This window comes from Halorussus salinisoli (assembly GCA_005239435.1).
Lineage (GTDB): Archaea > Halobacteriota > Halobacteria > Halobacteriales > Haladaptataceae > Halorussus > Halorussus salinisoli.
This window is the reverse complement of the sequence record SZNP01000001.1, coordinates 1,247,784-1,259,969: the sequence shown is the minus strand read 5'-3', so window position 1 is coordinate 1,259,969 and position 12,186 is coordinate 1,247,784. Positions and strand designations below refer to the sequence as shown.

Below are 12,186 nucleotides of genomic sequence, written 5' to 3'. Positions count from 1 at the left end.
CACGCCCGATTGAAACGGGGGTAAATGAGATGGCCGTTTCCGAATCTTCCTCACTCGTGGACTTCGACGCGGACGCCGCGCTATCGGCGGCCCACGAGGCGTCGGACGGGGCAGTGCGCCTCTGCGTGGAGTACACGCCCGAAGAGTTCCACACGCTGTACGCCGACGAAATCACGATGGCGCTGTACGGCGACGACCGCGAGGAGATGGCCGACCACTTCGAGGAAGTTCACTCGTTCGTCCACGTCGACTTCACGGAGCGAGACCTGTTCGCCGACATCTTCCGCGGGGCGGGCGAGGTTCGGTCGTTCGTCACCTACATGGACGACGTGACGTTCGTCCGGATTCTCGTCGGCCAGCAGGGCCTGTTCCTGACGGTCGACCCGGAGACCGACGTGACGGCGGTGGTCGACGCGGCCGAGGCCGAACTGGACTGATCGCGACCTTCCGCTGGCGCGACCGACACTCCTTTTTCCGCGCTAACCCAACCGCAGGGCGTGACCCGAGACGACGCGGGCGAACTTCGGGCGGTCGTCTACGACCTGGACGGCACGTTGGTCCGACTCGCCGTAGACTGGGAAGACGTGGAGCGCCGACTGGCCGACCTGCTGGAGCGCGAGGGCGTGGACGCCGACCCGTTGAGCGCGTGGGACCTCCTCTCGGCCGCCGAGGAGGCGGGCGTCGGCGACGAGGCCGACGAACTCATCGCCGCGGCCGAGCGCGAGGGTGCCCGCGCGTCCGAGCGCCTGCCGCTGGCCGACGAACTCCTCGGGCGCGAGATTCCGGTCGGCGTCTGCTCGCTCAACCACGAGGAGGCGGTCCACGTCGCGCTCGACCGCCACGACCTCGCCGGGCACGTCGAGAGCGTGGTCGGCCGAGGGACCGTGCCGAAGCGCAAGCCCCACCCGCGGGCGCTGTTGGCGGTCGTCGATGAGTTAGGCGTCGAACCGGAGGAGGTCCTCTTCGTCGGGGATTCCGCGAGTGACGAGGAGACGGCGGAACGGGCGGGGACCAGATTCGAGCGGGTTTAGCTCTCGGCGTCCGAGGACGCGTCCTCCGTCCGCCTCGCGTACAGAAACACTCCAACAGCCACGAAAAACCAGACCAGCGCGCCGACCCGGATGGCGAACTCCGCGCGCGCGGCCCACGTCGGGAGCGAGACTCCGACGAGCCACGAGACGAGGGCGACCACTGGCGCGCCCACGACGATGGTGAGGACGAAGGTGGTCTGCATCACCCACCCGTAATCGACGCCCTCGGGGTCGTGGGTCTCGACTGGTTCGGGCACGTTTCGAGTGCGGGACGCTCGGTGCTTAAACGTTGCAGATTCGAGGCGTTCCTCAGTACTCGCTTTCTTCGACCGAATCGGTCCGCATCCGGTCGTCCTCGCGGTGTCGCTCGACTCGCAACCGGATTCCTTCCTCGCGGTCGCTCTCCTCGACGGCGTGGACCACCTTCGGTGTCGCCGCGGCGTCGAGCATCACCATCCTCTCCCCTTCGTTCACGAGGCTGTATCCGCTCTCGACGCAGTGGCCCATCAGCGCGCAGTCGCGGGTGTGAGTCCGGGCCGCCTCCAGCAGGTCGTCACGCGCGTTCTTGCGCACGCATCCGTTGTCGATGACGTACCCCTCGAGCGTCTCGGAGTCGGTTCGCTCTCCAGAGGCCATAGCGTCCGCCCTAGCCGCGACCCGGACTTGGATTCTCTGGCCGCTCCGGTCTCGGTCGGAGTCCACACCGGCGGATAGCAGTATTGGATTAGTCGCACAATACTTACGGCTCCGGCTCCAACTTTCCAGTGATGAACGTGAATTCGCTCGCCGTCCTCCAGATGGGCGGCGGTCAGATGGGGAACGGAATGGGACCGGGAGGATGGGGCTTTGGCTACGGGTTCGTCGGCCTCGCGGTGATGGTCCTCCTGCTCGGTGCGGTCGGCTACCTTCTCGTGCGTGCGTTCTCGGGCAACGGAGAAACACGTTCTGACGACGCGCGAAGTCGTACCGCCGGATTCGGCGGCGATGACCCCGCGCTCGCCGAACTCCGGGAGCGGTACGCTCGGGGTGAAATCGACGACGAGGAGTTCGAGAAGCGCGCACAGCGACTCCGGAACGACTCCGATTCGCTCTGAGAGCCGACCGGTCGAGAACCTTCACGAACGACTCGAACCGAATACGTTTAACCGAGGGGTCGAGAGACTCCGGTATGGCGACGACCGTTCAAGACCTCGCGGAGATGGCGGGCGAGGACGAGATAACGATGTTGACCGCGTACGACGCGCCGACCGCCGGAATCGTAGACGAGGCGGGCGTGGACCTGATTCTGGTGGGCGACAGCATGGGCAACGCGGTACTCGGCTACGACTCGACGCTCCCCGTGACCGTCGAGGAGATGCAGAGCCGAACGGCGGCGGTCGCGCGGGCGACCGACGACGCGATGGTAGTCGCGGACATGCCGTTTCTGAGTTACGGCGTGGACGAGAGCGAGGCAGTCGAGAACTGCGGTCGAATGCTCAAGGAGGCCGAGGCCAACGCGGTCAAACTGGAGAGCGGCCCCCACACCGTGGACCTGACCGAGCGACTCGTCGAATTGGGTATCCCCGTGATGGCTCATCTGGGCCTGACGCCCCAACGGTTCAACCAACTCGGGGGCTACTTCCGGCAGGGCACCGACGAGGAGAGCGCCGGAGAGATGCTAGAACTGGCGAAAGCCCACGAGGAGGCCGGAGCCTTCGCGCTCGTCCTCGAACACGTCCCGTCGAACGTCGCGACCCAGATTACCGACGCCATCGACGTTCCGACCATCGGCATCGGCGCGGGACCGGACACCGACGGGCAGGTCCTGGTGCTGAACGACGTGTTCGGTCTGAGCGACCGGAGCCCCTACTTCTCCGAGCAGTTCGGCGACGTGAAAGCCGAGATGGAGCAGGCGGTCGCTGGCTTCCGCGAGGCGGTGGAGTCGGGCGAGTTCCCGGCCGAGGAACACAGCTACAGCGAAGACGAGATAGACGACATCTACTGATTCGTGGTTCCCCGAGCGTTAGGCAACGTCGCGGTTTCGCTGAAACCGAACGCGGGATACACCGTCGAGTTACTGTCGTGCTATTTATAGAAGTGCCAGCCGACTGCGTTAGTCACTCGTTGTCGCTGCCGAATGCGACGGCGACAGCACTCAACTGTGTGTAGGCCGAAACGACAGGGAGATGGCCGAAACTCTGATTCAGGCGCTTTCGTACACGATGTTGGCCGTGGTAGCCGCGCTGGTCGGTGGACTGGTCGCCGTCTACCGTCCGCCGGGGCCGCACATGGAGAGCAACGTACAGCACTTCGCGGCGGGCGTCGTCTTCGCGGCCGTCGCCGCCGAACTCCTCCCCGACGTGCACACGCGCGCACCGAGCGTGGTCGTCGTCGGATTCGCGCTCGGCGTCGTCGCTATGCTCGGCATTCACCGACTCAGCAAGTACGTCGAAAAGCGGGGTATCGGCGGGAAGTTGGCCGGTGCCTCCAGCCTGCTCATCACCGTGAGCATCGACATGCTCATCGACGGCGTACTGATCGGCGTCTCGTTCCTGGCGGAGGCGGCCACCGGAGTTCTGATCGCCGTGGCGCTGGCGATAGAAGTTCTGTTTCTCGGCGTGACCGGCGTCATCGCACTCCCGGAGAAGATGGGGACGCTCAAGAAACTCGCCGTCCCGACGGGCTTCGGACTCCTGTTGGTCGTCGGTGTGACGGTCGGAATCCTCGCGCTCGACGGGATTACCGGGACACCGATCGCGCTCATACTCGCGTTCGGTTCGGCCGCGCTCCTGTATCTGGTGACCGAGGAACTGCTCGTGAAGGCTCAAAAAGTGCCCGAAACGCCGACGTCGACGACGCTGTTCTTCGCCGGATTCCTCCTCATCTTCCTCCTCGATATGATACACTGAATCCGCGAGGAGTATCGGTTTAGAGCGGTCGGAAACGGTGACCGTGGCTAAACCCCGACGTCCGACAGAAACTCCTCGACGGCGGCGTTGAACCCCTCGGGCTCCTCCAGCATGGCGAGGTGGGCCGCGCCGCGCACCTCGCGGTACCGAGCGTCGGGAATCGCGTCGGCCAGTTCCTCGTGGTACTCCGGCGGCGTCAGCTTGTCGTGTTCGCCGACGAGCGCGAGCGTCGGCACCGCGACGTCGTCGAGTCGGTCCCGCACGTCGAACTCGTGGCAGGACTCGAAGTCCCGGCGGGTGACGCGCTGACCGACCTCCATCATCGTCTCGGTCGAAAGCTGGACGTACCGGGAGTCGGCGTCGTGGAAGAGGCGGTCCTCGCCGTGGAGGAACTCGACCGCGCGGTCGAAGTCGGATTCGAGCCATCGCCGGAGGTCGGCCAGTACGGGTAGTTTCGCGCCCGTCCCGGCGAGGACGAGACCGTCGAAGTCGTGGTCGCGCTCGGTTACGAGTTGGAGTGCGACCGCGCCGCCGAGCGAGTGGCCGACCAGCACGCCCGCGTCGGTCTCGTCGGCGACCGCCAGCACGTCGTCGGCGTAAGCCGAGAGCGTCTCCCAACCGGGGTCGGCGTCGAAGTCCTCCGACTCGCCGTGTCCGCTCAAGTCGAGCGCGACGACCGGTCGCTCGCTCGCCAGTCGGCCGAGTTGTCCCTTCCAAACGTCGTGCGTGCCGCCCGACCCGTGAACCGCGAGGAGTGGCGAACCCTCGCCACTGCGGTCGGCGATCCGGTAGGCCGTCGTTCGGCCGCGGTGCGTGACCTGTTCCATGTCGGAACCAACGTGTGCGCGAGACAAAAACCTCCGGTCGTGCGACGACCGGAACCGCAATTCGTCAGTTATCGGTGTACCCCGACGCAGTACGGCGTTTATTCATCGGAAGGTTTAAATATAGTGAAGACTAACGTTTGGTTAGGATTGAAATGTCACTGAAGCACATCGCCGACCGAGAAGACGTGTTCGCTCGCCGGTACGTTTACGACGACGACGCGGAAGTCCTCGTGGCCGACCTCGGCGTCGGAAACGACGCCTCCGTGGACGTTCTCGACGACGCGGCTATCGTCGTCTTCGAGGACGAGGACGAGGCGCGCCAGATCGAACTCCAACTCCCCGACGGTGGGGCGGAAGCGTTTATCACCAACGGCGTCCTCACTATCGAGGTGGGACTATGAAGCTTACCGTCAAGCCGTTGAAACAGAAAGACGCCGGTCGCGGACTCGCCGCCATCGACCGCCAGTCGATGCACGAACTCGGCGTCGAAAACGGCGACTACATCGTCATCGAGGGGAAGAATCAGGGCCGGGCAGTCGCCCGCGTCTGGCCGGGCTACCCCGAAGACGAGGGTCGGGGAGTCGTCCGTATCGACGGACAGCTCCGACAGGAGGCGAGCGTCGGCATCGACGACAAAGTCACCATCGAGAAGGCGGACGTCAAGCCCGCCAACTCCGTGACCATCGCTCTCCCGCAGAACCTCCAGATTCGCGGCGACATCACCCCGCACATCCGGGACAAGCTCAGCGGGCAGGCCATCACGCAGGGCCAGAACGTCCCGTTCGGCTTCGGCCTGATGGGGATGGGTTCCGGCCAGTCCATCCCGCTGAAGGTCGCCAGCACCGACCCCGAGGGGACGGTCGTCGTGACCGACTCGACCGATATCAACATCAGCGAACGCGCCGCCGAGGAAATCGCACAGGGCGGAGCGGGCGGCCCCGACGGTACGCCCAGCGTGGCCTACGAGGACATCGGCGGTCTCGAAAGCGAACTCGAACAGGTTCGGGAGATGATCGAACTGCCGATGCGCCACCCCGAACTGTTCAGTCGCCTCGGCATCGACCCGCCGAAGGGCGTCCTGCTCCACGGCCCGCCGGGGACCGGCAAGACCCTGATGGCGAAGGCCGTCGCTAACGAGATCGACGCCCACTTCCAGACCATCTCGGGCCCCGAAATCATGTCGAAGTACTACGGGGAGTCCGAGGAGAAACTCCGCGAAGTGTTCGAGGAGGCCGAGCAGAACGCTCCGGCCATCGTCTTCATCGACGAGTTGGACTCCATCGCGCCCAAGCGCGAGGAGGCCGGTGGCGACGTGGAGCGCCGCGTCGTGGCCCAACTCCTCTCGCTGATGGACGGCCTCGAATCTCGCGGCGAGGTCACGGTCATCGCGGCGACCAACCGCGTGGACGCCGTGGACCAGGCCCTGCGTCGGCCCGGCCGGTTCGACCGCGAAATCGAAATCGGCGTGCCCGACCGCGAGGGCCGCCTCGAAATCATGCAGGTCCACACCCGAGGGATGCCCCTCGCGGACGGCGTGGACTTGGAAGAGTACGCCGACAACACCCACGGCTTCGTCGGCGCCGACCTCGAGAATCTCGCCAAGGAAGGCGCGATGAACGCGCTCCGGCGCATCCGGCCCGAAATCGACCTCGAAGAGGAGGAGATTCCGGCCGACGTGCTGGAGTCGCTGAAGGTCACCGAGAAGGACTTCAAGGAGGCGCTGAAGGGCATCGAACCCTCGGCGCTCCGCGAGGTGTTCGTGGAAGTCCCCGACGTTACGTGGGACCGCGTCGGCGGACTCGAAGACACCAAAGAGCGCCTCCGGGAGACCATCCAGTGGCCGCTGGACTACCCCGAGGTGTTCGACGCGCTCGACATGCAGGCCGCCAAGGGCGTACTGATGTACGGCCCGCCCGGCACGGGCAAGACCCTGATGGCGAAGGCCGTCGCCAACGAGAGCGACAGCAACTTCATCTCGATCAAGGGCCCCGAACTCCTCTCGAAGTGGGTCGGTGAGTCCGAGAAGGGCGTCCGCGAAGTGTTCAGCAAGGCCCGCGAGAACGCTCCGACGGTGGTGTTCTTCGACGAGATAGACTCCATCGCCACCGAGCGCGGTTCCGGCGGAGGCGGCGGTTCGCAGGTCAGCGAGCGCGTGGTCTCCCAGTTGCTGACGGAACTGGACGGCCTCGAAGAACTCGAAGACGTGGTGGTCATCGCCACCTCGAACCGGCCCGACCTCATCGACAGCGCGCTACTGCGGCCCGGACGCCTGGACCGCCACGTCCACGTGCCGGTGCCCGACGAGGAGGCCCGCAAGGCCATCTTCGAGGTCCACACCCGCGACAAACCCGTCGCCGACGACGTCGACCTCGACTGGCTGGCCGGAGAGACCGAGGGCTACGTCGGTGCCGACATCGAAGCCGTCACCCGCGAGGCCTCGATGGCTGCCTCCCGGGAGTTCATCCAGAGCGTGGACCCCGAGGAGATCGGCGACAGCGTCGGCAACGTCCGCATCAGCAAGGAACACTTCGAGCAGGCGCTCGACGAAGTGACGCCGAGCGTCACCGAGAGGACCAAGGAACGCTACGAGGAGATCGAAGAGGAGTTCGACACGGCCGAACCCGCGACCGAACAGGACCAACTCGGACGCACGTTCCAGTAGAAACTTTTGCCGCGGTCGAGCGCGCCACAGGCGCGCTCTCCCTGGCCAAGCGTTCACGAAAAACGCCGGAAGACGAACCGCGTCTTCCGAGCAGTCGGTCACTTCGTTCCCGACGACGCGGCGTCACCCCCTCGGAGGCGAAGCGGAGAAGCCGCTTCGCTCCTCCGTCGAGGGTTCCTCGGTCCGCTCGGAGTGTAACCATTTTGTCGTTCCGCCGAGCGAACCCAGTCGTCGACTGTTCTTCGGTCGTTCAGTCCAGAATTGCCGAGAAGCCCCACAACCTCTCTTCGAAGTAGCTGTTGCTCTCGAATCGGTACTCGCCCGACAGCGGACACGGCTCCTCGCCCACGGGTGCCGCGAGCAGGGCGTAGGTCTCGGCCAGCGTCTCGCCGGGCGCGAGTCGCCGCGACACTGAAACCGGGTCGGCGCTGAGGTTCGCTTTCGCCTGCCAGCATCCGTCGGTCGGCCGGTCGGGAATCACCTCGGTCGGCGCGGGCAGTCCCTCTATCGCCGCGGCGACGTGGACCTCGCTCTCGAGTGGTACGAGGAGCGCGAAGGCGTCTCGGTCGTCGTGCCGACCGGCGAGTCCCGAGAACGGCGGCGACGCGCTGAACGAGAACTCTCGTTCGGCGTCGGTGGTGTTCGTGAACCCGATGCGGATTTCGGCCGGAGCGTCGTGGCCGAACTGCCGAACGACCGTGGCGCTCACGTCCGCGAAGTCCGCGGGTACCTCCTCGTTCGAGACCCGGAGCGTGGGGTAGTCGGTCGAGCGGACCGAGGCCGTACATCCTGCGAGACCGAGCGAGAGCGTCGTCCCGGCGAGTTCGAGCGCCCGTCGACGGGACCGTTCGGACGACATCTCAAGCCCCCGGAACTACACCCGTCACGTCTAGCGTCTCCGAGACCGACCGGAGGAAGACGCCGGAGAAACAGCGGAGCGCGCACTTCGGAACCGGTAGCACCATCTCGAATCGACAGTGTCACTCGTTAAACTTAAATCGTAGGGCACGCGGCTCCCGGCATTTCCGAACGGAGAAATCTCGTTGCGGGAGCGGAGTCGGAACTGTTTCCCGAACTGCGGTGTGACCGGAGCGTTATCGTACCCACGCCGCGACCACATTTTCACTTCTTATGGAAACATTCTTAATTCTATTACATGCATTTCAATTTCCGAAAGACGCCGCTACGCCGTTCGAACGAACCGCGGTAAATCCATCTCCGTCCTCGCTACTCCAGTTTCTCGGCCGCGCCGCGTTCCACGAGGGGTTCGGCGTTCGCCTCGGGCAGGGTCACCACGTCCTCGGTCGCCAGTTCGTAGGTGCGCTCGTCCACCCCGAAGATTTCGCCCACGTCGTCGGTGAGACGGACGGTCGTCCGTTCGCCGAGACCCGCGAGAGGGTCGTCGGGGTTAGCGCCCGACTCGGGCGTTGACTCCTCCCCATCGGGCGACTCCCCGTCGGGCGCGCCCGTCGCCGGTTCCTCGTCGGGACCGTCGGCGATTGCGGCCGCCTCCGCCGCCGCCGGGCGCGGGCCGTCCGCGTTCGTCTCGTCGGAGGGCGTCGAATCGCCGTTCGCGGGGTCGGATGCCGCGTCCCCGCCGCCCATCACGTCCGCGGCGCTCACGTCCTCGTCCGACGCGCCGCCCGGTGCGGCCGCGCCGCCGGAACCGGAATTCGGCGCGGCGTCGGTCGCGGTCGAAGCATCGGGGGAGGCAGGTGTCCCGTTCGGGGACGCAGATGCCGACTCGCCACCTGCCGAATCGGCGGGCGTCGGCGTCGGCGACGACCCGGTCGGGCCGTCGGCCTCGCCGGCGAGTACGTCCAGCACCTCCTCCTTGTTCGATTCGATGCGCTCCACCAGTTCGGCGAACAGTTCCTGCTCTTCGCCGGTCAACCCCTCCTCGTCGGCGGGCATCCCCGCCGCAGCGAGGCTTGCCCGCTTGACGATTTTGCCGACGCGGCGCTCGTAGACCGCTTCCACCACGTCCTCGGCGGTGTTGATTTCGTCGGTCAGGCGGTTGACCTCCGGGTCGTCGAACGGGCTTTCGGCGTCGTCGGCCGCGCGCTCTCGCCGGTCTTTGAGGTCGGAGATGTAGTCGGCTACGTCGGCGTAGAACGACTCGCGCAGATGCTGGAGGCTGTCTTTCGACCGCTCCTTGCTCTGTACCGTGCGGAGTTCGTCCAGATTCATCGTCTTCCTGTCATGGTCGTCCTGTCACGTTCGTCTCGTCGGTCGCGTCGGTTGGTCGGTCGTCGGTTCGTCGCGCGGTCGGCGGCGTGGCCGTCGCGCCGGTCGATTTTCCCGGCGCGTGGGTCCGGCGGCGGTCATTCTCGTCCCTTCTCGGCCCGGCCACGAGCCATCAGGAACACGGCCACGTATTCGGGAAGCGATACGTCGCCGTCCGGGAGGGTAAAACTTTCGTCGTTCAGTTCCACCGGTCCCGGGTCGGTCACTTCGACCGTCACGTCGTGGCCCTCGAACGTCTCGGGGACCGGGTCCACCAGCGGGTCGAAGGCCTCGACCTCGTCGCGGGGGATGCGCGTGACCGCCAGGCCGGTGCCGCCGTGGAGACTCCCCGGCAGGCGGATGAGACGCCGGAGGTCGGTGGTCACGGGTTCGTCGATGGCGGCCGACTGGTCGGCGACGACCTGTTGGGTCATCACCTTCGCCAGTTGGCGGATTCCCGGCCCGCCGCGCTCTATGTTGCCGCTTTCGAGTTTCTCGTAGTCCTCCGAGACCGCTCCGAGGATGGTCTTCGCCCGGCCGTCGCCGATGCGGTCGAACTCCTTGAGGCGGTCGAGGGCGTCTTCCTCGTCCATCGCCAGCAGTTCGTCGGCCAGCGCGAGGAGTTCGCGGTGAACCCGCCGACCCCACCCGCCGTCTTTCTTGAGGACGCGCCGGGTCGCGGTGCCGCCCATCTCGGTGCGCTGGATGGCGTCGAGTTCGATGCCCTCGCCGCGGATGTAGTCGACGACCTCCCGGCGCTCGTCCCGGTCGAGACCACGGACGTTCTCGTCGCGGACGTGAACGTGATACCCCCGACCGCCCGAGAAGACGACGGTCAACTCCGAGAAGCCGAAGTCGTCTTCGAGAAGGTCGACGAGGTTCAGCACCTCCGCTTTGCCCTCCGCGAGCATCTCGCCGTAGGAGTCCCGTTGGGGGTCCACGCCGGTCAGGTGGTCGGCGTCGATGTCGAACACGAGGTCGGAGTCGAGCCATCCCTTCGCGTCCATGTCGTCGGCGCCGGGGTCGTCGTAGCGCCCGGCCGAGAAGTAGACGTGGCGCGGGCGCTCGCGCTGGAGGAAGTCCCCGACTTCGCCGAGTTCCAGTAGCGACTGGTGGCGGACCATCGTCGTCGGTCCCGCAGTCCACGGGATGTACCCCCACTCGCGCGCTTGCGGGTCCGGCGGCGTGGTCAACTCCGTCCGGCGATAGTGGTCGCGGAACCGACCACGGAGGTACGCTCGGGTGCGCTCTTCCATGCTGTCGGGGTATCTCGGGCCGGGACTAAAACGCTGGCTATCGGCGTCGTGGGACGGGACCTCTCGGCAAACGTCGGCAGAACTGAACGTTCGTTCCGGTGGCCGGTCGAGTGACCTGCGACGATTCCAGGGTCACCCGCGCATGAAGTCCGAGAGTTTCTCGGTGAGACCGCCGCTTCCGCCCAGTTTCAGGTAGTAGGCGTCGCCACCGTCCTCGTAGTAGTTCTGGATGTGGCGTTCGACCTCGAACCCGAGATGCTCGTAGAACCCCAGCGCGTTCTGGTTGCTCGCGCGGGCGTGGCAGGTGATGCTGTCGTGGTTCTCCGCGACCTGTCCTACGAGGCGCTTGCCGACGCCTTCGCCGCGGAACTCGGGCGAGACTGCGAGAAAGAGGATGTAGCCGTCACGTCGAACTGCGGAGAATCCCATAAGATGCTCGTCGGCACCGTCGCGGGTAACGAGGAGGTAGACGGTCGAGCGCCGATAGGCGTCGGTGAAGAAGCCCTTCCGCTGTTTGAGGACGTCCTCCGTCTGCCGGATGCGCTCTTTGAGTTCCCACGCCGCCTCGACGTAACTGTCGTCGCCGGGGCGAGCGATTTCGATGTCGACGTTGACGCTCACTAGATTGGCGTAAGCCCGTGGTCAATATAATTCCACCGCCCCGCCGTTTGTGCCGACCGGCCTCTCCGTCCGTCGTCGAGACCAGCAGCCAGCGATTACCGTCGGCGAGGAGAGTCACCGAGAGCGACCGTGGCCGCCGAGATAGCGAAACCTTTCCCCCGGCGGTCCGTGGGTGCCGGTATGGGCTATCAACTCCGCGACCACACCGCAGACGTTGCGGTCGAGGCGACCGGACGGACGCTCGGGTCTGTCTTCGCCGCGGCGGCCGACGGGATGGCGGCCGCGATGTGCGAGACCATTCCCGAGGAGGGCGGCGACCGATTCGAACTCGAAGTCCGGGCAGAGGGCCGCGAAGCACTGCTGTTCGACTATCTGGACGAACTCATCTACGAGCGCGACGTCCGCGCCGTCCTCCCCGTGGACAACGAAGCCGAGGTTCGAGAGGAGGACGGAGGGTCCGAGAGGCGGGAGGAAGACCGAGAGGCCGAGAGGCGGGAGGAAGATGGAAGGGACGAGACCGGCGAGTGGGTGCTGGAGGGGAGCGCCCGCGGCGTCCCGCTCGAGGAGATCTCGGCCCGCGAAGTCAAGGCCGTCACCTACTCAGAGATGGCGCTGGAGGAGACCGACGAGGGGTGGCGAGCCTACGTAGTATTAGACGTGTGAACACTTACGGCC

15 protein-coding genes are annotated in these 12,186 nt (G+C 66.0%); 8 read left to right on the top strand and 7 right to left on the bottom strand.

What is annotated here, in order from left to right; all coding sequences use genetic code 11:
- Positions 1–29 precede the first annotated feature (29 nt).
- Positions 30–437 carry a hypothetical protein gene (locus E2484_RS10720; RefSeq protein WP_137285180.1) on the top strand — a complete coding sequence of 136 codons (408 nt, stop codon included), beginning with the start codon at positions 30–32 and terminating at the stop codon, positions 435–437.
- Between the two features lie 60 nt (positions 438–497).
- A complete protein-coding gene (locus tag E2484_RS10715; RefSeq protein WP_137285179.1) occupies positions 498–1,031 on the top strand; it encodes an HAD family hydrolase in 534 nt (177 codons plus the stop codon).
- Here E2484_RS10715 and E2484_RS10710 read toward each other — a convergent pair.
- Positions 1,028–1,288, bottom strand: a complete 261-nt coding sequence (locus tag E2484_RS10710) for a DUF5822 domain-containing protein (protein WP_137285178.1) — start codon at positions 1,286–1,288, stop codon at positions 1,028–1,030. The genes E2484_RS10715 and E2484_RS10710 overlap by 4 nt on opposite strands.
- 52 nt (positions 1,289–1,340) lie before the next feature.
- The gene (locus E2484_RS10705) at positions 1,341–1,667 is read right to left on the bottom strand and encodes a hypothetical protein (RefSeq protein ID WP_137285177.1); all 327 of its coding nucleotides are present in this window, start codon (positions 1,665–1,667) and stop codon (positions 1,341–1,343) included.
- A 131-nt stretch (positions 1,668–1,798) separates the two neighbouring features.
- On the opposite strand from E2484_RS10705, the gene E2484_RS10700 reads away from it, so the two are divergent.
- From E2484_RS10700 to E2484_RS10690, 3 genes are all read left to right on the top strand, one after another.
- On the top strand, positions 1,799–2,125 hold the full coding sequence (locus E2484_RS10700; RefSeq protein ID WP_137285176.1) for an SHOCT domain-containing protein: 327 nt from the start codon (positions 1,799–1,801) through the stop codon (positions 2,123–2,125).
- A gap of 74 nt (positions 2,126–2,199) precedes the next feature.
- Positions 2,200–3,015: a 3-methyl-2-oxobutanoate hydroxymethyltransferase gene (gene panB / locus E2484_RS10695; RefSeq protein ID WP_137285175.1), complete on the top strand. Its 816-nt coding sequence runs from the start codon at positions 2,200–2,202 to the stop codon at positions 3,013–3,015.
- A 181-nt stretch (positions 3,016–3,196) separates the two neighbouring features.
- The gene (locus E2484_RS10690) at positions 3,197–3,919 is read left to right on the top strand and encodes a ZIP family metal transporter (RefSeq protein ID WP_170977294.1); all 723 of its coding nucleotides are present in this window, start codon (positions 3,197–3,199) and stop codon (positions 3,917–3,919) included.
- A gap of 47 nt (positions 3,920–3,966) precedes the next feature.
- On the opposite strand, the gene E2484_RS10685 is transcribed toward E2484_RS10690, so the two are convergent.
- Entirely contained in the window at positions 3,967–4,746 is a 780-nt protein-coding gene (locus E2484_RS10685; protein ID WP_137285174.1) for an alpha/beta fold hydrolase, read from the bottom strand.
- 152 nt (positions 4,747–4,898) lie between these two features.
- On the opposite strand from E2484_RS10685, the gene E2484_RS10680 reads away from it, so the two are divergent.
- On the top strand, positions 4,899–5,147 hold the full coding sequence (locus E2484_RS10680) for a DUF7127 family protein (RefSeq protein WP_137285173.1): 249 nt from the start codon (positions 4,899–4,901) through the stop codon (positions 5,145–5,147).
- Positions 5,144–7,408, top strand: coding sequence for a CDC48 family AAA ATPase (locus tag E2484_RS10675; RefSeq protein ID WP_137285172.1), 2,265 nt, complete (start codon positions 5,144–5,146; stop codon positions 7,406–7,408). The genes E2484_RS10680 and E2484_RS10675 overlap by 4 nt, the downstream gene beginning before the upstream one ends.
- A 250-nt stretch (positions 7,409–7,658) precedes the next feature.
- On the opposite strand, the gene E2484_RS10670 is transcribed toward E2484_RS10675, so the two are convergent.
- The 4 genes from E2484_RS10670 to E2484_RS10655 all read right to left on the bottom strand — a co-directional run bounded on the left by E2484_RS10670 (position 7,659) and on the right by E2484_RS10655 (position 11,511).
- Positions 7,659–8,267: a hypothetical protein gene (locus E2484_RS10670; RefSeq protein WP_137285171.1), complete on the bottom strand. Its 609-nt coding sequence runs from the start codon at positions 8,265–8,267 to the stop codon at positions 7,659–7,661.
- 368 nt (positions 8,268–8,635) lie between these two features.
- On the bottom strand, positions 8,636–9,598 hold the full coding sequence (locus E2484_RS10665) for a hypothetical protein (RefSeq protein ID WP_137285170.1): 963 nt from the start codon (positions 9,596–9,598) through the stop codon (positions 8,636–8,638).
- A 134-nt stretch (positions 9,599–9,732) separates the two neighbouring features.
- On the bottom strand, positions 9,733–10,890 hold the full coding sequence (gene priS, locus E2484_RS10660; RefSeq protein WP_137285169.1) for a DNA primase small subunit PriS: 1,158 nt from the start codon (positions 10,888–10,890) through the stop codon (positions 9,733–9,735).
- Between the two features lie 132 nt (positions 10,891–11,022).
- Positions 11,023–11,511, bottom strand: a complete 489-nt coding sequence (locus E2484_RS10655) for a GNAT family N-acetyltransferase (protein ID WP_137285168.1) — start codon at positions 11,509–11,511, stop codon at positions 11,023–11,025.
- A 180-nt stretch (positions 11,512–11,691) separates the two neighbouring features.
- On the opposite strand from E2484_RS10655, the gene E2484_RS10650 reads away from it, so the two are divergent.
- Complete coding sequence (locus tag E2484_RS10650; protein ID WP_137285167.1) at positions 11,692–12,174, top strand: archease; 483 nt, start codon at positions 11,692–11,694, stop codon at positions 12,172–12,174.
- Positions 12,175–12,186 lie beyond the last annotated feature (12 nt).